Genomic DNA, 19,234 nt, shown 5'->3' with positions numbered 1-19,234 from the left:
AGGGTCCCTCCGTCAGGGGATCAGCCGTCCAGCACGGACGCCATGGCGTCGCGCGGGATGACGGCGCCGCGGTGCTGGATGACCACGGCGGCGATGCGGTGGGCGGAGCGCGCCGCCTCCACCGGGCCGAGGCCCTTCAGGCGGGCGCTGAGGTAGCCGGCGCTGAAGCTGTCGCCCGCCGCGGTGGTGTCCACGACCTTGGCGACCTTTTCCGACGGCACGGTCTCCTCGAGGCCGGGGGCGGAGACGATGCAGCCCGGCTTCTCCAGCTTGAGCACGATTTCGGTCACACCGGCATCGCGCACGCGGGCCATGGCGGTGTCGGCATCGGCGTCGCCGTAGAGGCCGCGCAGGTCCTCGACGCCCGGCAGGGCGATGTCGGCGCGTTCGAGCATCGCGTCGTAGGCGCGCTGCGCCGTCTCGCGGTCGGGCCACAGGCGGGGGCGCCAGTTGGTGTCGAAGGCGACGCGGCCGCCGCGCTCGCGCAGGCGGTCGAGCATGGGGAACAGCACCTCCCGCCCGCGCTCGCCCCAGATGGCCAGGCTGATGCCCGACATGTAGAGCAGGTCGTAGTTTTCCAGATCGGCGACCAGCGCCGGGCTGTCGGGCAGCACGAACAGGTCGCGGGCCGGCGCGGAATCGCGCCAGTAGAGGAAGCGCCGTTCGCCGCTGTCGTCGGTCTCGATCATGTAGAGGCCGGGGACGCGGTTGGGGACGCGCAGCACATGGCCGGTGCCGACCCCTTCGCCTTCCCAGGTGGCGACCATGGCGTCGCTGTTGCCGTCATCGCCCAGCGCCGTCACGTAATCGGTTGCCACGCCCAGCCGCGCCATGTAGACGGCGGTGTTCAGGGTGTCGCCGCCGAAGCCCATGGTGAAGGTCCCGTCGGGACGGCGCACCAGCTCGATCATGCATTCGCCAAGGGCCGCAACCCGGCGCGCGGACTCACCCATCGCCATCCCCCGTCCGACGGACCAACCCCGCCGGTCTGTGCTAAAGAGTTCGAACAGCACGGGTTTTTAGTCCCGTGCCTCCTGGGGGCAAGTATACTAATATATCAATATCCGAGGCAAGGCTTTTCGGGCCCCGGCCGTTGCTGTGGTCATGCGGCGTTTTGCTGCTGCTTCTTGCGCAGCCGCTCGCGGTGGGCGGTGTAGAGGCCGCTGGCGATGATGATTCCGGTGCCGAGGAAGGTCCAGTGGTCGGGCAGGGCGTCGAAGATCAGGAAGCCCAGCAGCGTCGACCAGACGATCTGCACGTAGGAGCAGGGGGCCAGCACCGACGCCTCGCCGAAGCGGTAGGCCTGCACCATCAGCCATTGCCCCATGGTCGAGACCAGACCGATCAGGGCGCCAAGCGCCACCTCCGTCGCGGTCGGCATGGTGACGTTGAAGGGCAGCAGCACCGTCAGCACGGCAAGGCCGGTCAGGGCGGACCAGATCAGGGTGGTGGTGGGGTGCTCCTGCCCGGTCATCTTGCGGGTGATGACCACGCCGGTCGCCCAACTCATCGCCGACAGGATGGGGAAGATGGCCGCCGGCTGGAAGGCCGCCCCACCGGGCCGGATGACGATCAGCACGCCGAGCAGGCCGACCAGCACCGCCGCCCAGCGGCGTGGCCCAATCTTCTCGCCCAGCACCAGGATCGACAGCACCGTGACGAAGACCGGCGAGACGTAGCTGGTCGCCGCCGCCTCGGCCAGGGGCAGATAATGCATGCCCATGATGAAGAACAGCGCCGACCCCAGCATGCCCAGCCCGCGCAGGACCTGGAGGCCGGGGCTGGCGGTCTTCATCACCGGCGGGCCGCCGCGGATCATCAGAGGCAGCAGCAGCGTGGTGAAGCCGACGTAGCGCATCCATCCGATCTCGATGGAGGGCAGCGTCTGGGCCAGATACTTCGCCGTCGCGTCGGAACAGGAGAAGAAGAAGACCGCGGCGACGACCATCAAAATGCCGCGCACGGGATCGTCGCGGCGCTCGCGGCCATGGGACGGCATGGTCTGGGCGGCGGACACCCCTTCCGGGGGTCGGGAGCAGTCGGGCATGGCCGGAGGGCGCTTCCAGGCAGGAGGGCGGCAAGCGGAAGGATGGCCCGGGTCTCGGCCCGGTTGACCGTCAGGTTACTGATATATCATGCCTGGGAACAATGGTGCGGAGCGTCATGGCAGCCATACGGCCCGGCCCCGCGAATCCACAAGACGGGCCTGCGGGTCAGCCGTCGCCACGCTCCGTCGGGGCGGGCGGGCGCAGGGCCGAGGTCACGGCGGGCGCCGGGCGCAGCAGGGGCGTTGGCGGGTTGATCGGCAGATCCATCAGGCCACGGCGGGCGGCGTTGCGCTCCAACTCGTAATCGGGGTCGGGAAAGCGCTGCAAAAGCGTCTCGTAGGTGTCGCGGGCGGCGGCGGGGCAGCCCAGGATGCGAAACGCCTCGCCTTGCCGCAGCAGGGCGCCGGCCTCCGTGCCGCGGTGGTAGGAGGCGAGGCTGGCCGCCACGGCGAACCAGTGGTCGTAGGCGGTCCACAGTGCCTCCACCGTCGGCCCCTCGCACCGCCCGGCCTCCACCGCCGCCTCCAGCGCTTGGCGATAGGCGGTGTCGGGCGCCGGGCTGGTCATCGCGCAGCCGCCCGCCAGCAGGAGAGCGCCCGCAAGCGCGGTTCCGGCAAACGCCTGTCGGTTGCGGGTCGGCATCGGTTCCTCTCCCCGTTCGCATCCTGTCGCCACCAGTGAAATACAACCCGGTTAAAGCCCGGTTCAAGCCTGAGGGATGGCCTGACGGATCGCCCGTGGGATGGCTGGCATGGAGGTTCGGCGTTGCGGGCAACTCGGGAGGAAAATGCTTCGAATTTCGAGGCAAAGAGCAGCCAAGAATCTACGCCTTAACGGATATTAAAAGTCATATAAAAGCAGGCCGTAACATTATCCCTTGAGGTAAGCCGGATGGTTGACTCGCGGTACAGGAAGGCTATTACCTGAGGGTGTGAGAAAATAAAGCACTCGGAATTAAGGAAAATTTTAAGTGCCTTGTCGTCCCGCCCTCTAGTTGAAACCCCTGTTGCGGAGAATCCCATGCGCGCTGTCCTGGTTGAACCGAATCCCCTGATCGCCGACGCGCTCGGCCGTCAGCTCGGCATGGGGAAGATCCGCTACGACCGCCAGGACTGGGCCGGGCTGGAGGAGCTTCTGCAGGAGCAGGGAGCCGACGGGCTGGGCTACGACGCCATCGTGCTCGGCAGCGTCGACGACCCGGCGCGCTGCGTGGCGGCGCTGCGGGCGCATCAGGTCGGGGCGGCGATCCTCTGCCTGCTCGACCGGCGCTGCGTGACGACGACGGTGGAACTGCTGCACGCCGGGGCCGACGACGTGCTGGTCAAGCCGGTGGTCAGCGCCGAGGTGCGGGCGCGCATCGAGGTGGCGCGGCGGCGCTCGCGCGGCCTGCTGAGCAACGCGGTGCGGGTCGGGCAACTGACGGTGTTCCTCGACGGGCGCGACCCGGAGGTCGCCGGCGAGCGGCTGCGGCTGAGCCAGCGCGAGCACGCCATCCTCGGCGTGCTGGCCGCCCACCACCGCCGCGTCGTCTCCAAGGAGCACATCTACGACGAGGTCTACGGCCTGTCCGGCGCCGACCCGCTCGACAAGGTCATCGACGTCTACATCTGCAAGCTGCGCAAGAAGATCGCCGAGGCCACCGGCGGCGCCCGCTACATCGAGACCGTCTACGGCCGCGGCTACAAGTTCGAAGCCCCGCCCGAGCATGAAGAGGCCGTTCCGGCCGCCGCACCCGCCACCGCCGCCCGCCGCTTCCCGGCCATCCCCTTCGCCGCCTCCGGCCTGCATCCCGGCTGTCTGGTCGCCGCCGAGTGACAGCGCCATAATTTCAAAGTCCCGCCCTACCTTCCGCTTTCGACAATTCGCCCTTCCGACATTTTGAAAGACGCCACGGCTGCGGCCCTTCGGGGCACGGCGGCTGAGCCGCTGTGCGCGGTTGCTGCATTTTTATAAAATGCGTGATTACTTTTAAAAAACGCCAATTTTTGAAGACGTGTTCGTTCCCCTGAAAAGGCTGCGGTTTTTTTACTCCGGTTTAAACGGGGTCGGTCACAGTCGAATGGTCGGTTGCGCGCCCATAAAAACCAAGTGGGAAGGCCCGCGCACCCGGCCCCAGCGTCAGAAAGGCGCTCTGCATCTCGCGAATGGAGATACACATGGCCTCGATTATGACCAACACCTCGGCGATGACCGCGCTGCAGACGCTGCGCCGGGTGACCGACGATCTGGCAACCACCCAGGATCGCATCTCGACCGGTCTCAAGGTCAACAACGCCAAGGACAACGCCGCCTACTGGTCCATCGCCACGACCATGCGCGCCGACGTCGCCGGCTTCAAGGCGGTGAAGGAATCGCTGGAACTGGGTTCGGGCACGACCAACACCGCGTCGGTGGCGTCCAAGAACATCGTCGAGAACCTGCAGACGCTGAAGGCCCGCGTCATCGCCGGCCAGACCAACGGCGTCGACAAGTCGCTGATCCAGAACGACATCGACCAGCTCGTCAAGCTGGTGAAGGGCGCCGCCGCCGACGCCTCCTTCAACGGCGATAACCTGCTGCGCATCACCTACTCCAACGACGGCACGGCCAAGGACCAGAACGTCGACATCCTGGCGTCGCTGAGCCGCAGCGCCGGCACGGTCGATCCGAGCTACATCAGCTTCCAGCGCCAGGACATGCAGGTCACCTCGATCGTCGGCAAGGCGACGATTGAGCAGCAGGTGGACTCCACCAACGACCTGAAGGCCAGCGTCGGCATCGCCATCGGTGCGCCGGACACCACCTTCATCGACGGCCAGAACCTGGGCCTGGGCAACCTGACCCTGAACGTCACCAACGAGGCGGGCACCAAGACCGCCGTGACGGTGGACCTGTCGGGCATCGACTACACCACGGATCTGGCGACCACCCAGGGCCTGATCGAGACGGCGGTCAACACGGCCCTGACCGCGGCCGGCGGCGACTTCCAGGTGGCCTTCAACGGCGACAAGCTGGAATTCACCGACCAGGACCTGAACACCGACGGCAACTTCACCGCCAAGGTGGACAGCCTGTGGGTCGGCTCGAAGGAAAGCGACGCCTTCGGCGGCCTGGCCGACCTGACGCAGATCGACGTGACCTCCAACGCCACCAAGTCGCTCGAGGTCATCAACGGCCTGCTCGACAAGGCCATCGGCAAGGCCGCGGTGATCGGTTCCATCGAGAACCGCGTGTCGGTGCAGAACGACTTCGTGTCGAAGCTGACCGACTCGATGAACAAGGGCATCGGCTCCCTCGTGGACGCCGACATGAACGAGGAATCGAGCCGCCTGCAGGCCCTCCAGGTCCAGCAGCAGCTCGCCACCCAGGCGCTGTCGATCGCCAACCAGGGTCCGCAGAACATTCTCTCGCTGTTCCGCTAACCCGGTCCGGCCGGCGTCCCTCTCCCGAGGGGGCGCCGGCCTCTTTTTCCTTGCCCGATCCGGCTCCCTTTTCGCTGCCCCAGCCCCCTTCCGGCGCCCCCGTGCGCGTTGCATAAGGTGCGACCATGAGCATCGCCGCCTACCAGCAGACGATGGCCGAGTGCGAAGACCCGCGCCGCATCGAATATCTGGTCTTCCTCCGCATCACCCTGGATCTGGAGGCCAACCGCGACGCCGGCTGGCGGTCGGCGGCGCTGAAGGACGCGCTGTGGCGCAACCTGGAACTCTGGAACACGCTGCGCGCCGACCTGCTGGAGGACGGCAACGCGCTGCCCGAGGCGCTGCGCGCCGGGCTGGTCTCGCTGTCCTTCTCGGTGGCGCGCCAGACCACCCAGGTGCTGCGCGGCGAAGCCGACGCGAGCGTGCTGATCGACATCAACCGGTCGGTCATGCGCGGCCTGCAGGGCGTGGCCCGCACCGAGGCTCCCGCCGCGATGGAGGCGTCCTATGGCGCTTAAGCTCCGCCTCAAGCCCTGCGAGCGCGTGGTCATCAACGGCTGCGTCGTGCAGAACGAGAACCGCCGCTACACCCTGACCGTCAGCAACTTCGCGCAGATCATCCGCGGCAGCGACATCATGCAGGAGGACGAGGCCGATACCCCCGTCCGCCGCGCCTACTTCGTGATCCAGAGCATGCTGCTGGACCCCCAGGCCGCGGAACAGTACGGCAGCGTCGTCGCTGGCATGATGGCCAAGCTCTACACCGCCTTCATGCATCCGGAGATGCAGGACCGCATCATGCAGGCGATGAGCAACGTCAGCGACCGCGACTACTACAAGGCGCTGGCCTGCCTGCGGCCGGTGATGGCCTACGAGGACGGGCTGCTGAACGCGCAGCGCTCCTCGCGGGACGAGCGCATTCCCGAGACTCGCGTGCCCCAAACCCACGCGGAGGCGTGACGCCATGCCCGCACCCATCCAGGGACTGACCGGCGGCGTGTCCGGCGTCAACGGCGAGCGCGGCACCGCCAGCGCCGACCTGATCGCCGAAGCCCGCCAGCGCCAGGCCGACCGGCTGCGCGCCGCCCAGGCCGAGGCCGTCAAGGCCACCGAGGTGGTCGAGGAAAGCCGGACATCGGCGGAAGCCGACAACGGCCGCCGGCCCGATCCAATCTTGCCCGACCCCATCCCGCCCTACCGCGTCAACCTCGACCCCGGCACGGGCCGCCTGTCCACCGAGGTGCTCGACACCCACACCGGCGAGGTGATCCTGCGCATCCCGCCCTCCTACGCCGACCCGGCGGAGGACGCGGCGGAGGAGAGCGGCCGGCCGGCGACCCCGGAGGTGAAGGCATGAGCACGCTCCAGGATTATCGCCAGATCGTCCGCAACCAGGACCGCTACGACGCGATGATCCGCTCGCGCCCCGACGTGAAGCGCAACATCGCCTATTTCGAGGCCAACATCGGCAAGATCTCCAGCGCCGAGGAGCTGCTGAAGGACGACAAGCTCTACCGCTTCGTCATGGTGGCCTTCGACCTGGAAAGCCAGACCTACGCGCGCGCCCTCATCCGCAAGGTGCTGGACCAGGGGGTGAAGGACCCGGAGGCGCTGGCCAACCGCATGAACGACGCCAAGTTCAAGGAGATGGCCACCGTCCTGTCCTTCAAGGAGACGGGCGGCGCCACGCTGAAGGAGCCGGCGATCGTCAAGGCCATCGTCGACCGCTACATCGACGTGTCGCTGGAGGTGAAGGCGGAGGAGAGCAACCCGGCGGTCCGTCTGGCGCTCTACTTCGACCGCAAGGCGCCGCGCATCACCAACTGGTATCAGGTGATGGCCGACCGCGCGCTGCAGAAGGTGGTCTTCACGGCGCTCGACATTCCCGAGCAGTCGGCGCTGGGCGATCTCGACCGGCTGGTCGACAAGCTGAAGAAGCGCTTCGACATCGCCGACTTCAAGGACCCGGCCAAGCTCGGGAAGTTCCTGGACCGCTTCTCGGCCATGTACGACCTGAAGAACGGCGGTCCCGCGGGAGCCTCGACAAACCTCCCCTACATCGGGCCGATCAACAGCCGCGGACGCTCCTCGATCGTCGCCATCGACCCGTCCATCACCATGTCGCTGCTGAACTTCCCGCGCTTCTGAGCGGCGGCGTTCCGGCTGACCGAATTCCGGGAGACTGGCTGTGCAGCCGAGCCGACAGGCCAGGCCGCCGGGCGCTTGGCCGCACGTCGTGGCCCTGCTGCCCGGCCCGGACGACCGGGACGAGGACACGGCCCGCGACTCCCTTCATATCCTGCCGATGACGATCCTGCCGCTGGAGACACCCGGCCTGCGCCGGGCGCGGCTGATCAAGAACGTCCGGCTGCAGACGGTGGTGGAGCTGTTCAACGACGTTCACGCCGGCAGCGGGCAGGTCATGCCCAGCCAGTTGCCGCTGCATTTCGGCAACCGCTCGCCCGAGTTGGACCGCGACCTGCTGATGATCGGGCAGATCGCCCAGGCCGCCAGCTTCGACGTCTATTCGCTGCGCATCGAGCTGCGCCGCCTGAAGATCGCGGTGGACGAGCACGCGGCACTCCGCCTGTCGCAGCGCCGGAAGGACCAGCTCACCCGCTACATGCGCGTCTTCACCCGGCCGCTGATCGAAAGCGTCTACGGTAGCGACGACGTGCAGGTGCAGAATGTCGAGGACCTGATCCGCCTGTTCGCCGAACCCGATCTGGCGGAGGTGCGCCGCCGGCTGACCATGATGGCCGACCGGCTGGACATCGCCATGGCCGACATCCCGGCCTTCCTGGAGGAGTATGGCGACATCTTCCTGTCGCTGGCCTATTTCAAGCAGTGCCTGGACGAGATCGTCCCCGACGTGCAGGCCTTCCTGGCCTGGATGGACGCGGTGCGCGGTTTCAGCGAGGTCCGCCGCGACGCCCGGCACGCCCGGATGCTCGACGAGGTGGGGCGCGACCTGACGGAGATCGCCGCCTCGATCACCGGGCGCTTCGAGAGCTTCGACAACCGCTCCAAGGACTTCTGGCGCAACATCAACGCCCAGAGCTTCCGCAGCATCCGCGACCTGATCACCAACCACCACGTCACCATCGGCGGGGTGCTGTGCGGGCTGGCGGTGAAGATGGCCCTGTGGAAGGCCCGTTTCTCCAGCGGCGGCGGCCCGGTCCGCCGGCTGGAGTTCATCCGCTCCGAGATCCTGCCGGGCCTGTCGCACATCCGCTCCCTGGAACGCTCGGCGCGGAGCGGAGGGCGGTAGATGCGGTGCCGCCCCGCGCGCCGGGAGACCGCGCGGTGTCGCGGTCATTCCGGGGCGTAGGTCGATGGCGGCCTCAGAGGGCCGGGTCGCCCTTGCTGTTCATCGCCCGGGCGATTTGGGCGCTGGCCGCGGCCATGGCCTGCTGCGCCGCCTCGTTGGCGGCGGTGACGGCCTTCTGCTGCTGCTCGCTGGCCTGCTGCATCGCCTGACCGCCGGCGCCGGCTCCGCTGGCGGCCTGGAGCGCCTGCGACATGGCCTCGTTCGCCTGGGACATCGCGCCCTGTTCGTCGGCGTGGCCGCCGGGGTGCGCGGTCAGGCCGGGAATCGCCTCCACGGCGTGGCCGGCGAGCTGGATGGCCTGCTCGACGGCGGCCAGAGCCTGCTCCGCGGCCGCGTTCACGCTTTTCACCGCGTGGTCGAGCAGCGCGCTGGCGATTTCGGCAGGCGTCTTGGTGCCTGCCTCGAACGGCGCCGTGTCGGCCGGCGGCGGTGCGTTCACCGCTGGCGCCGCAGGGGACGCCGCAAGCGACGCCGCAGCCGGCGTCTCCGGCGTCGCCGGAGCGGCCGACGGTTCAGGGTTGGGGCTGCTGGGGGGCTGGGAAACGCCCATCCTTCGATCTCCTTCGTCCGGTTCGGTTTTGCGATGCGGGCGCCGCCGGGGCTGTCCGAGCCCTCGCCGCCGTCGGCACCTCCGCCGCCGCTCCGGTTGGCCTGGAGGGTGGCGAGGGCGGTGTGGAGGGCGGCGTGGAAGGCGGTGCACAGGGAGGTGCCGATGGGGGCGCCCCGGTCACCGCCGGTCGCGGCGGGGCCTGTGGAGGCGAGTCCTGTCGCGGCGAGTCAGGCGGCGGCGGTGGTGACGGCGGCGGCGGGGGGATCGGGGCGAAAGCAGCGCAGGGAGATCACCCCCGCGGCCCCCATCTGGATTTCCGCCTGGTTGCCCTTGCCGAAGATGGGAAACAGGCAGGACGCGCCGTCCTGGCCCATGATGCCGCGTTGCGGCGGCGTCGCCGACAGCAGGGCCTGCGCGCCGGCGAGATAGCCGGCCACCAACACGCGCACCGCGTCGCCGGTCTCATCCCGGAAGGCGGTGTCGCGGACGATCTGCAGGGCGCCGTCCGACAGGCGGGCGAAGCCGATCGGCCGGCCGCGCTTCTGCCAGTTGGAAACGGCCCGCGCCACCTCCGCCGGGGCGGCCAGCGGGGGAACCTGCGGGCATTCCAGGAATCCGAAGAGCTGCGGCAGGATGGTGTCCAGCGCGCCGCCGGCCCGCTTCTTCCGGTCGTCCGGCGTCGCGGTCAGGGAGCCCAGCCGGTTCACGTAGATCAGGTAGAACTGATAGAAGTCCGCGAACTCCTGCACGGTGCGCGCCTGCTCCACCGCGAAGGCGGCCGCCTCCTTCTGAAGCTCGGGATTCGCGGTTCCCTGGCTTTCCTTGCGGTAGAGCAGCTCCTGCACCGCCAGCTGCTCGTCGAAGCCCATGAACTGGAAGACCGGAGCCCCGGAGACCCCCAGCCCGGCGAGGAAGGACGCGCTGGCGGCGAAATCGTCCTGCGTCAGGAGATTGTGGTCGGCGAGGATGCGCTTGACCTGGGCCGACACGGTGGCGCTGGTGTCGCCGGATTCGGCGTCGGCCAGCGTGCGCAGGCTGTCCACCCCCAGCGTCATCAGCTTCACCGGGCTGACCATCAGCTTCAGATTGGGCAGCAGGGCCAGCCGCGTTGCGTGAAGGCCCTGCTGGACCTGCTCCACGAGCGTGCTCTCGTCCGGGAAATCGTAGCGCGGACCGGCGTTGCTGATGGCCCAATCGAGCCACTCCGACCCGCCATCGATGAAGGCGAGCGCAAGCCGCCCCAGGTCGGTCAACCCGGCGCGGTTCTGGATCATCTTGTTGGCGACAGAGACGGTCATGGTGGGACACCTGCGTAAGGGTCAGCTCGACGGGAAGCTATTCAGGACCGTGGAGGCCGCGGTACCGATGCTGGTGAAGTCGTTGGCGGCGCTGGTCATCATTCCCTGCGCCTGGGTCAGGGCGGTGACGTATTTCGGGTCGCCGGTCGCCAGAAGCTGCGCCATCGCGACACCGATCGCCGTGGTGGCGATGGTCGAGACGTTGCGCAGCGTGTCCGTCGCGTCCTGCACGGCCATGGCCGTGGACTGGGCGACCGCCTGATAGGCTTTCCCCGCGCCGCTGGTGGTGACGACCTGCTGGCTCATGGTCGCCGTCTGCGTCTGGTTTATGACGTCAATGATCTGGGCATTGACCTTCGTGGGCTCCGACATGAAGGCTCCTCGCTCGTTGTGGCCTGGACGGCCGGCCGCTGGGGGATGGGCGCGGGGTCAATCACGACCCGCCGCTGACGGTGCTGTTTCCAGTGCCGCCACTGACGGTGCTGTTTCCAGTGCCGCCACTGACGGTGCTGTTCCCGGTACCGCCGCTGACGGTGCTGTTTCCGGTGCCGCCACTGACGGTGCTGTTTCCGGTGCCGCCGCTGACGGTGCTGTTCCCGGTGCCGCCATTGACGGTGCTGTTCCCACCGCCGCCGCTGACCGTGGAGGGCAGGGTGGTGAGCGAGGTCGTCAGCAGCGGGGTCAGCGGCTGCAGCGGCGACGCGCTGCTCCCGGAGGTGGGCGCGCCCGAGGGCGGAGGCGGGGGCGTGGTGGGGAAGGGCACGGACAGCATCTTGGCGCAGGCGGCGGTGACCGCGGCGGAATTGACCATGCCGGCGTTCTGCTGGCGGTGCACGGCGTTGTGCATCGCCATGCCGAGCGTCTCGACCATCACGGCGTCGAGCATGGCGAACGACTGCGCGGGGGACTGTCCCGTCAGAAGCGTGACGATGTCCGACGTCGCGTCGATCACCTGGGTGTTCACGGTGCCTTCGTCGCTCATGATTTTGCGGTTCCCTTGGTGATGATCAGCGTGAGGACCTGGGCGAGCGCGGCCTCGGTGATGACCTGGGCGCGCTGCTGGTTGGCGACGGCGTTCTGCATGGCCAAGCCGAGGCTGTTGGCCATGGCGACGTAGGTCATGTCCATCGCCAGGGATGGGGTCAGGCCAAGCGGTATCGCCGTGTTCGCCGCGACCGATCCGGCAAGACTGGAGGAGCCTCCATCCGGCATTCGCACACTCCTGCCTTCAGGCTCCTGCCACTGGCTTCTGCGGATGCGGGCTTATGCGCGACCGGGCGCTTCAACCTGCGGCGGAGGCCGCCCCCGGTGTCCCGAGGGCGGCCCGCCGGCTCTCCTTAGGAGAGGCCCAGGATCTGGGTGGTGACGACGCCGGTCGAGGCCGTGTCGACGGAGTACAGGGTCGACAGGCCCTGCGTGGTGGCCGCCTGCATCACCACGTAGGACTGCTGCTGGTTGTTCGTGGCGTTGTGGGCCGCGTTCGACAGCGCCTGGCTGGTGGCGACGAACAGGTTGCCCATCGCGACGGCCGGGGCGTCGCCCAGGACCTTGGTGTTGACCTGGGAGACCGAGTCCGTGATCTGGTTGTTCAGGGCGGTCGGGAAAGCCATCGTGTTTGCTCCTTACATCAGATGTTGCGTTGGTTCGAGGCCAAAGCGCCGGCGGCGGTGCGGCGGACGGCGGCGGGTGCCGCGTCCGCCGACCGGTCAGCCGAGGAGCTTCGACGTGGCGGCGCCGGTGGTCGCGGTGTCGATGGAGTAGAGCATCGCGACGCCCGTCGTCGTGGCGGCCTGCGCCGTGACGTACATCTGCTGCTGCGCCAGGGTCGCGTTGTGAGCCGCGTTGGCCAGCGCCTGGGCGGTGGCCTGGTACAGGTTGCCCATGGCGATCGCCGGCGAGCTGCCAACGACCTGGACGTTGCTCTGGGCTACGGAATCGGTGATCTGGCTGTTGACTGCCGTCGGGAAAGCCATCTGACGTTATTCCTTGGCGAATGGTTCGGGATGGATGGCCGGCGGCCCGTTCCGGATGCCCGCGGGCGCCCGGTCCTGGCCGGTCGGCTCATCAGCTCCCCAGGATCGACTTGGTGGCGACGCCGGTGGAGGCGGTGTCGATCGAGTAGAGCGTGGCGACGCCCATGGTCGTGGCGGCCTGCATGGTCACGTAGGACTGCTGCTGGTTGTTGGTGGCGTTGTGGGCCGCGTTGGCCAGCGCCTGGGCCGTGGCCTGGAACAGGTTGCCCATGGCGATCGCCGGGGCGTCGCCCAGGACCTTGGTGTTGGCCTGGGTGACGGAATCGGTGATCTGGTCGTTCACGGCGGTCGGGAAAGCCATTTGTTCGTCCTCTTCGGTTGTCTGCCGCCCGCCCGCGATCCCTCATGGAAGGCGGGGTGGCGCAGGTGGTTTGAAACGTCGACGGCGGCGCGGGGCCGGCTTACGAGCCGAGGCCCTTGACGCCGGTGCTGAGGATGCTCTTCGTCGCCACGCCGGTGGAGGCGGTGTCGATCGAGTAGAGCGTGGCCACGCCCTGGGTGGTGGCGGCCTGCGCGGTCACGTAGGACTGCTGCTGGGCGTTGGTGGCGTTGTGGGCCGCGTTGGCCAGCGCCTGAGCCGTGGCCTGGAACAGGTTGCCCATGGCGATCGCCGGAGCGTCGCCCAGAACCTTGGTGTTGGCCTGGGTGACGGAATCGGTGATCTGGTCGTTCACGGCGGTCGGAAATGCCATTGTCTTTCCTCACTGGTGGGGCCGGTTTCAAAGGCGGCCGCTGGTGGCGTCGATCATTCACGCACCCCCATGCGACCATGGGATGCGCGAACAGCGGACGGTGCGACTTTAGCGATGTGAGGTGTCGGCCGATTGGTCTATCCGGCGAAAGACTCCGCCGCATCGCGCGAACTTTGTGCGTCTGGGTTGCGCCATGGCCGGCAATGCGGGGAAAGCGTGTGACGCCGGCCGGACCGATTCTTGCGCGGCGGGAGCAAGAACGCTGACGGGGCCGCGCAACGCCGCGTCCCGGCGCCGCCGACCCGGTCGTTGGAGACCGGCGCCATCCGGCGGAATCGATGGCCGGGGCCCCGGCGACGGGGGATGGCGCAGCGACGCCCCGCGGATTGAGGGGGGCGCCAACGAACTCACGCCACTCTATTCTTGGTCTGGTCTTTGATGCTACTGTCAAAAGGGATCGAAGTCTGGAAGGTGCCCAGCGTGCTCAAGAAAAGTGCAGTATCCGTGGCTGCCAACACTGCCATTGCAACAAATGAAACCAAACGGGCGTCGCACAGCGCATTTGATAATGCGCAGGGGCAGCTGTTCGGCATCATCATGACCGCGTTCGGGATTTCCATCCTCCATGCCGCCGGATTGATCACCGGACAGGCGGCGGGGCTGTCCTTCGTCATCGCCTACGCCACGGGGCTGGATTTCGGCCCGGTGTTCTTCGTGGTGAACCTGCCCTTCTACGCGCTGGCGCTGGCGCGCATCGGCTGGCGCTTCACCGCCAAGTCGCTTCTGGCGGTGACGAGCATCTCGGTGCTGACCACCCTGGCCCCGCAGGCGATCCGCTACGACGCGCTGCACCCCTATGTGGCGGCGGTGCTGGCGGGCTTCTGCATCGGCATCGGGGTCATCGGCCTGTTCCGCCACGGCTCCAGCGGCGGCGGGGTGGGCATCCTCGCCTTCTACATCCAGGAGAAGACGGGCTTCCGCGCCGGCTGGCTCCAGGCCATGTTCGACGTGGTGATCTTCTCCATGGCGGTCTTCGTCATCGATGGGAAGGCGGTGCTGGCCTCGATGCTGGGGGCGGCGGTGCTGAACGCCTTCGTCGCCTTCAACCACCGGACGGACTGGTACGTGGCCCGCTGAGGGCCGCTTCCTTCGGCGGCGACCGGCGGGGCTAATCCGTAGGGGCCTTTGCCGCGGCGGCGTTATCGGTTGGATGATGACCTACCCGATCGAACGAACCCCCGGAGCCCTTCCGCCATGCCGACACCGCCGCAGGGAACGCCCGACCGTGGGCTGAAGCCGTTCATCCTCGCCATTCATCGCGAAGCGCTGGTCACCGCCGCGGCCAAGGGACTGACCGGCACCCTGGCGCAGGTCGCCGCCCTCCAGGACACCGCCAGCCTCGCCTCGGCCAGGGCCGGACGCCCCGTCACGGAGGAGGAGGTGATGCGCCTTCTGCTGCGCGAGCGCCGCGCCCGCGGGATCCTCGAGGCGGCGGAGACGGTCCCGGCCGCGCCGGTCCGCAAGCCGTCGGCCGCACCGTCGCGGTTCCGTCTGGGGCGTTGGCGGACCGTGGCGCTGGGCATGGCCCGCGTGTCGTCCGCCGGGGTGGCGGGAAAGGCCCGCCTGTAGAAATCGGTCGGCGCGCGGTGCGCCGGTACCGAGTGACTACGCCCATTGCCCTGTTGAGTGAGTTGGGAGGCGCACTGAGGCTGTGGCTTCCCCGCCGTTCGGCACGAAACACAACATTGGGAGGTCTCATGTCCGTTCGCCTGGATCGCCGCCAACTGCTGCTGTCTGCCGGCGCCGCCGCGCTGGTGCTGGCCGCGGCGCCGCGCTTCGTTTGGGCTCAAGCAGCAGGCCAGGCACCGGGCGGCAAGGGCTTCACGCTGCCGCCGCTGCCCTACGCGCCCGCCGCGCTGGAACCGCACATCGACGCGACGACGATGAGCGTGCACCACGACAAGCACCATCAGGCCTATGTCGACAACCTCAACAAGGCCCTCGCCAACCATGGCGATCTCCAGGCGATGCCGCTGGCCGACCTGCTGAAGCGCGTGCCGGAGCTTCCGGAGAGCATCCGCACCGCGGTGCGCAACAACGGCGGCGGGCACGCCAACCACAGCATGTTCTGGAGCATCATGGGGCCGAACGCCGGCGGTGCGCCGGACGGCGAGGTCGGGGCGGCCATCACGCGCGACTTCGGCGGCTTCGACGACTTCAAGACGCGCTTCAACACGGCGGGCGCCGGGCAGTTCGGCAGCGGCTGGGTCTTCGTCACCGCCGACCCGTCGTCGGGCAAGCTGGCCATCGCCGCTCGCCCGAACCAGGACTCCCCGGCCATGGAGGGGGTGCCCGTGCTGATGGGCAACGACGTGTGGGAGCACGCCTATTACCTGAAGTACCAGAACCGGCGCGCCGACTATCTGGCGGCCTGGTGGAACGTCGTCGACTGGGGCGCGGTGAACCGCCGCTACGCGGCGATCCGCAAGGGCGAGCTGGTGATCTGACCGGTCCGCTGATCGGAAACGGAAAAGGGCGGCGGGGATGTCCCCGCCGCCCTTCCTGCGAACCATCCGGTCCGAAGCGCCGGTCAGGCGCCCTGGTGCAGGCGGATGTTGAACAGCGGCCCCTGGCTCTGGCGGCGCAGCGTCTTGGCGATGGCCAGCACGGCGAGGTCGGCCAGCGGCTCGACGATGATGACGGTCATGTAGGCGGCGCCGAAGGAGGCGACTTCCGTCATGGTCTCGGCGGTGAAGCCGTGGCCGTAGAAGGCCCAGAAGGCCACCCAGGCGACGATGCCGCCCTGGTAGGCGGTGGAGAGGGCCAGCGCCTGCGAATACTTCAGGTCGACATAGGGGGTGGCGTCGGGAACGATCCGCTTCGCCAGCAGGCTGATGCCCCACAGCGGGACCAGCAGCGTGGTGACGTTCATGCCGTACTGCGGCAGGTCGAAGGGCGCGAAGAACAGGCCCTGGATCAGCAGGCCGGCGGCGAGGCCGATGGAGGCCGCACCGGCGCCGAACAGCAGGAGCAGCGTCGAACCGAGGATCAGGTGAACCTCCGACACGCCCACGGGGTGGTGCGGGAACACCTCGAAGAAGCTGAAGACCAGCGCGGTGGCGATCAGGCTGCGCAGCACCAGCGGCGCGACCCCGCCGTTGTTGCGGACGTCGTCGCGCGCCAGCTTGCCAGCCATCGCGAAGCCGCCGGCGGCCGTCGCGTAGCTGAGAGCGATCTTGGCGCCGTCGACGACGCCGGGTTCGATGTGCATGCTCTATGCCCTTTCCGAGTCTGCCATGCGTTGGGAGGGCGTCGTTGCTGGCAGGCACCGGCATCGCAACCCCCTTGGTCCCCTGGATGGGCGCACCGGGGGACGGCTTGCGGAAGACGGGCGGCCGTCGGGCCGGACATCGGCAAGCGACCACCGGGGCACCCCGCCCGAGGACGTACGTTCGGTTACGGCAGGTCTCCTGGCTCGCGGGTCAAGGCGGCATCGTCCGGCCTTCCCGGCGCCCGTTCCCGCAGGCGGCGCCAGTGACACGGAAAGGACGAGGCCGCTCACCGCTCACAGTTGCGGGGGCAGCGCCGGATTTGCCGTTTCTCCCCGATTGGGGCGACGCACCGGCTTCCCTCTTAGCCCCGCGACCGGAGGACGCGGGGAACCATAACCGGCGCCAGGGTAGGGGCGGGGTCCCCCGCCGTCAAGAGGGGGATGGCGACCCATCGGGGGAGTCGCACGGCTTCCTTGACACCGCTCCCGCGGAACCGACAAGGTCCGGCGGACTGCGCGAGGCCGGATCAACGGGCGAAGGACGGGGTTGCGGGCATGCTACCGGTTCATTTCCTGACCATCGTCCTGAACGGCGATCCCTTCATCCGCTATCACCTGGAGGTGTTCCGCCAACTGCCCTTTCCCTGGCATTGGCACATCGTGGAGGGCGTGGCGGAACTGGTCAACGACACCGCCTGGAGCGTGGCGCAGGGAGGGCGCGTCCCGCAGGACCTTCACCGCGACGGCCTCAGCAGCGACGGCACCTCGGCGTATCTGGACCGCATCGCCGCGGAGGAGCCCGGGCGCGTGTCGGTCCACCGCAAGCCGCCGGGGGTGTTCTGGCGGGGCAAGCTGGAGATGGTGTCCGCGCCGCTGGCCGCCATGACCGAGGAATGCCTGCTCTGGCAGGTCGATGCGGACGAGCTGTGGACGGTGGAGCAGATCACCCGCGCGCGCCGCATGTTCCTCAATTCGCCGTCGCGCACCGCGGCGCTGTACCTCTGCCATTTCTTCGTCGGCCCGTCCCTGCTCCTCGACAGGCTGGACAGCTACGGCAACCACCGCTCCTACGAATGGCTGCGGACGTGGCGCTATCGGCCGGGAGACGCTTGGCAGTCGCACGAACCGCCCCGGCTGACGCGCCCGCAGCCGGACGGGTCCGCGGTCGATCTCGGCGCGGCCAACCCCTTCCTTCACGAGGAGACGGCGGTGGGCGGGCTGGTCTTCCAGCATTTCGCCTACGCCACGCGGGAGCAGGTCGCGTTCAAGGAGGTCTATTACGGCTACGACGGCGCGGTCCGTCGGTGGGACGCGCTGCAGGCGGCGGGGCGGGCGGTCGGCGGCGCCTCCCTCCCGTTGCGCGACTTCTTCCCCTGGGTGACCGACGCGGCGACCGTCACGCGCGCCGAGCATGCCCCGGTGGAGCCGCTGGCGCGCCCCGATGCCGAGGGGACCTGGGCCTTCGTGCCGCCGGCGCGGGGCGCCTCCACCGCCCCGGCGGTGGCGCTGCTGCGGGACTCCGGTCCGGCCGTCCGCCGCCGCACGCTCGTCCCCGGCGAACCGCCGCCCTTCCCGACCGACCTGATCCGGAACGTCGGCGTCTTCCTGCCGGACGGGATGGGCGCCGTTCTGAGGGCGTCCGGCGTTCTGCGGGAGCTGCGGCGGGCCTTGCCGCTGGCCCGGATCACCGTCTTCGCGACGCCGGACGCGGAGGCGGCGCTCGCCCTCTGCCCGTACGTCAACCAGCGCGTCACGCTGCCGCCGCTGAAGGGGCGGGCACCCGACGACCCGCTGGTGACCGCGGTGCGCCGGGAGATCGGCCAGCAGTTCCACGGCGCCTTCGACCTGACGGTCAACCCCAGCCGGGGCGAGGATTCCAGCTTCGCCAACCGCCTGATGCAGGACACCGGCGCGCCGCTCCGCCTCGGTTGCAAGGTCGGCCGGCCGGTGCGCGGCTATTACGCCGACGCCTTCCTGACCCATGTCGCGCCGACTCCCGCCGTCCTGCTGGGCGCGCTCGCCGCCGGGGAGCCGGATCTTGCCACGGAGGTCTGGACCTCGCCTGCCGGCGAGCGGGCCGCCGCCGCGCTCCTGGCCGAGGGCGTTCCGGCGCGCTGGCGCTGCGCGGTCGGGCTGTCCGCGTCCGTCGGCAGCGGGAGCTTGGCGGAGCTGTGCCGCCGCCTCGCCGCGCGGGGCGACACCGCCCTGGTCCTGGTCGGCGAGGAGGCGGCGAAGGGGGCCGCGGCGCGCATCGCCGGGGAAACCGGGGCCACCTGCGGGAACGCGGTGGGGAGGCTGGGCTTCGACGGGCTGTCCGCCCTGCTGCGGCGCTGCGACCTGTTCGTCGGGACCGGCGCGCCGGCGGAGGACATCGCCGCGGCGGCCCGGCTTCCCATGGTGGGAACCGGCCCGCAGCAGGGCGATCCGACCGCCGAGGCGATGGAGGGCGCCATCGCGGCTTGGCTGGCCGACCGCGCCTATTGATGGGCGTTCCCGCCGGGTCTGTGGGATCCGCGAGGGGAAGCGTGGAAAAACGGAGGGGCAGGCGCGCAAGGCGCTTGTGTTGGCGCGTTTGCGCCGCAATGATCCGCCCCCACCGAATCCCGGACG

24 protein-coding genes and 1 riboswitch are annotated in these 19,234 nt (G+C 68.9%); of the genes, 11 read left to right on the top strand and 13 right to left on the bottom strand.

The window, feature by feature from the left end; genetic code table 11:
- Nucleotides 1-20: 20 nt before the first annotated feature.
- From FBZ83_RS29240 to FBZ83_RS29230, 3 genes are all read right to left on the bottom strand, one after another.
- Nucleotides 21-953, bottom strand: coding sequence for a sugar kinase (locus FBZ83_RS29240; RefSeq protein ID WP_145690256.1), 933 nt, complete (start codon nt 951-953; stop codon nt 21-23).
- Nucleotides 954-1,102: 149 nt separating this feature from the next.
- Nucleotides 1,103-2,047, bottom strand: a complete 945-nt coding sequence (locus tag FBZ83_RS29235; protein ID WP_145690255.1) for a DMT family transporter — start codon at nt 2,045-2,047, stop codon at nt 1,103-1,105.
- Nucleotides 2,048-2,213: 166 nt separating this feature from the next.
- Nucleotides 2,214-2,690 (bottom strand): hypothetical protein, encoded by a 477-nt coding sequence (locus tag FBZ83_RS29230; RefSeq protein WP_145690254.1) that lies wholly within the window; start codon nt 2,688-2,690, stop codon nt 2,214-2,216.
- A gap of 378 nt (nt 2,691-3,068) precedes the next feature.
- Here FBZ83_RS29230 and FBZ83_RS29220 point away from each other — a divergent pair, with 378 nt between their 5' ends.
- From FBZ83_RS29220 to FBZ83_RS29190, 7 genes are all read left to right on the top strand, one after another.
- The gene (locus FBZ83_RS29220) at nt 3,069-3,863 is read left to right on the top strand and encodes a response regulator transcription factor (protein ID WP_145690253.1); all 795 of its coding nucleotides are present in this window, start codon (nt 3,069-3,071) and stop codon (nt 3,861-3,863) included.
- A gap of 341 nt (nt 3,864-4,204) precedes the next feature.
- Nucleotides 4,205-5,449: a flagellin gene (locus FBZ83_RS32430; RefSeq protein WP_014199642.1), complete on the top strand. Its 1,245-nt coding sequence runs from the start codon at nt 4,205-4,207 to the stop codon at nt 5,447-5,449.
- Between the two features lie 125 nt (nt 5,450-5,574).
- Nucleotides 5,575-5,967 (top strand): flagellar biosynthesis regulator FlaF, encoded by a 393-nt coding sequence (flaF, locus tag FBZ83_RS29210; protein WP_145690252.1) that lies wholly within the window; start codon nt 5,575-5,577, stop codon nt 5,965-5,967.
- The gene (locus FBZ83_RS29205) at nt 5,957-6,409 is read left to right on the top strand and encodes a flagellar biosynthesis repressor FlbT (RefSeq protein WP_145690251.1); all 453 of its coding nucleotides are present in this window, start codon (nt 5,957-5,959) and stop codon (nt 6,407-6,409) included. Before flaF ends, FBZ83_RS29205 begins: the two co-directional genes overlap by 11 nt.
- A gap of 4 nt (nt 6,410-6,413) precedes the next feature.
- Nucleotides 6,414-6,806 carry a flagellar protein FlaG gene (locus FBZ83_RS29200; protein WP_145690250.1) on the top strand — a complete coding sequence of 131 codons (393 nt, stop codon included), beginning with the start codon at nt 6,414-6,416 and terminating at the stop codon, nt 6,804-6,806.
- The gene (locus FBZ83_RS29195; protein ID WP_145690249.1) at nt 6,803-7,597 is read left to right on the top strand and encodes a DUF1217 domain-containing protein; all 795 of its coding nucleotides are present in this window, start codon (nt 6,803-6,805) and stop codon (nt 7,595-7,597) included. Before FBZ83_RS29200 ends, FBZ83_RS29195 begins: the two co-directional genes overlap by 4 nt.
- Nucleotides 7,598-7,685: 88 nt before the next feature.
- Nucleotides 7,686-8,720: a hypothetical protein gene (locus tag FBZ83_RS29190; protein WP_014199647.1), complete on the top strand. Its 1,035-nt coding sequence runs from the start codon at nt 7,686-7,688 to the stop codon at nt 8,718-8,720.
- Nucleotides 8,721-8,793: 73 nt separating this feature from the next.
- On the opposite strand, the gene FBZ83_RS29185 is transcribed toward FBZ83_RS29190, so the two are convergent.
- The 9 genes from FBZ83_RS29185 to FBZ83_RS29145 all read right to left on the bottom strand — a co-directional run bounded on the left by FBZ83_RS29185 (nt 8,794) and on the right by FBZ83_RS29145 (nt 13,353).
- A complete protein-coding gene (locus FBZ83_RS29185) occupies nt 8,794-9,330 on the bottom strand; it encodes a hypothetical protein (protein WP_211111706.1) in 537 nt (178 codons plus the stop codon).
- Between the two features lie 227 nt (nt 9,331-9,557).
- Nucleotides 9,558-10,628: a hypothetical protein gene (locus FBZ83_RS29180; protein ID WP_145690248.1), complete on the bottom strand. Its 1,071-nt coding sequence runs from the start codon at nt 10,626-10,628 to the stop codon at nt 9,558-9,560.
- Nucleotides 10,629-10,649: 21 nt separating this feature from the next.
- Nucleotides 10,650-11,000: a hypothetical protein gene (locus FBZ83_RS29175; protein WP_014200165.1), complete on the bottom strand. Its 351-nt coding sequence runs from the start codon at nt 10,998-11,000 to the stop codon at nt 10,650-10,652.
- A 61-nt stretch (nt 11,001-11,061) separates the two neighbouring features.
- Nucleotides 11,062-11,610, bottom strand: a complete 549-nt coding sequence (locus FBZ83_RS29170; protein WP_145690247.1) for a RebB family R body protein — start codon at nt 11,608-11,610, stop codon at nt 11,062-11,064.
- Nucleotides 11,607-11,840 carry a RebB family R body protein gene (locus FBZ83_RS29165; protein ID WP_145690246.1) on the bottom strand — a complete coding sequence of 78 codons (234 nt, stop codon included), beginning with the start codon at nt 11,838-11,840 and terminating at the stop codon, nt 11,607-11,609. Before FBZ83_RS29165 ends, FBZ83_RS29170 begins: the two co-directional genes overlap by 4 nt.
- A 125-nt stretch (nt 11,841-11,965) precedes the next feature.
- The gene (locus tag FBZ83_RS29160; protein ID WP_014200162.1) at nt 11,966-12,238 is read right to left on the bottom strand and encodes a RebB family R body protein; all 273 of its coding nucleotides are present in this window, start codon (nt 12,236-12,238) and stop codon (nt 11,966-11,968) included.
- A 96-nt stretch (nt 12,239-12,334) separates the two neighbouring features.
- Nucleotides 12,335-12,601: a RebB family R body protein gene (locus FBZ83_RS29155; protein ID WP_014200161.1), complete on the bottom strand. Its 267-nt coding sequence runs from the start codon at nt 12,599-12,601 to the stop codon at nt 12,335-12,337.
- Between the two features lie 91 nt (nt 12,602-12,692).
- Nucleotides 12,693-12,962: a RebB family R body protein gene (locus tag FBZ83_RS29150; RefSeq protein WP_014200160.1), complete on the bottom strand. Its 270-nt coding sequence runs from the start codon at nt 12,960-12,962 to the stop codon at nt 12,693-12,695.
- Between the two features lie 100 nt (nt 12,963-13,062).
- Nucleotides 13,063-13,353 (bottom strand): RebB family R body protein, encoded by a 291-nt coding sequence (locus FBZ83_RS29145; RefSeq protein WP_014200159.1) that lies wholly within the window; start codon nt 13,351-13,353, stop codon nt 13,063-13,065.
- Nucleotides 13,354-13,824: 471 nt separating this feature from the next.
- On the opposite strand from FBZ83_RS29145, the gene FBZ83_RS29140 reads away from it, so the two are divergent.
- The 3 genes from FBZ83_RS29140 (at nt 13,825) to FBZ83_RS29130 (ending at nt 15,860) form a co-directional block, all read left to right on the top strand.
- The gene (locus tag FBZ83_RS29140; protein ID WP_432612507.1) at nt 13,825-14,490 is read left to right on the top strand and encodes a YitT family protein; all 666 of its coding nucleotides are present in this window, start codon (nt 13,825-13,827) and stop codon (nt 14,488-14,490) included.
- A 117-nt stretch (nt 14,491-14,607) separates the two neighbouring features.
- On the top strand, nt 14,608-14,982 hold the full coding sequence (locus FBZ83_RS29135; RefSeq protein ID WP_145690244.1) for a hypothetical protein: 375 nt from the start codon (nt 14,608-14,610) through the stop codon (nt 14,980-14,982).
- 128 nt (nt 14,983-15,110) lie between these two features.
- On the top strand, nt 15,111-15,860 hold the full coding sequence (locus FBZ83_RS29130) for a superoxide dismutase (protein ID WP_145690243.1): 750 nt from the start codon (nt 15,111-15,113) through the stop codon (nt 15,858-15,860).
- Between the two features lie 83 nt (nt 15,861-15,943).
- Here FBZ83_RS29130 and FBZ83_RS29125 read toward each other — a convergent pair whose 3' ends face one another.
- Nucleotides 15,944-16,624 carry an energy-coupling factor ABC transporter permease gene (locus tag FBZ83_RS29125; RefSeq protein WP_145690242.1) on the bottom strand — a complete coding sequence of 227 codons (681 nt, stop codon included), beginning with the start codon at nt 16,622-16,624 and terminating at the stop codon, nt 15,944-15,946.
- A 172-nt stretch (nt 16,625-16,796) separates the two neighbouring features.
- A riboswitch (cobalamin riboswitch) is annotated at nt 16,797-17,035 on the bottom strand.
- 144 nt (nt 17,036-17,179) lie between these two features.
- On the opposite strand from FBZ83_RS29125, the gene FBZ83_RS29120 reads away from it, so the two are divergent.
- Nucleotides 17,180-19,108, top strand: coding sequence for a glycosyltransferase family 9 protein (locus FBZ83_RS29120; RefSeq protein WP_145690241.1), 1,929 nt, complete (start codon nt 17,180-17,182; stop codon nt 19,106-19,108).
- Nucleotides 19,109-19,234: the final 126 nt, after the last annotated feature.

The sequence above is a fragment of the Azospirillum brasilense genome (genome assembly GCF_007827815.1).
GTDB classification, from domain to species: Bacteria; Pseudomonadota; Alphaproteobacteria; order Azospirillales; family Azospirillaceae; genus Azospirillum; species Azospirillum brasilense_C.
Note: the sequence above shows the minus strand (reverse complement) of the source record. Positions and strands in the feature narration are given on the sequence as shown.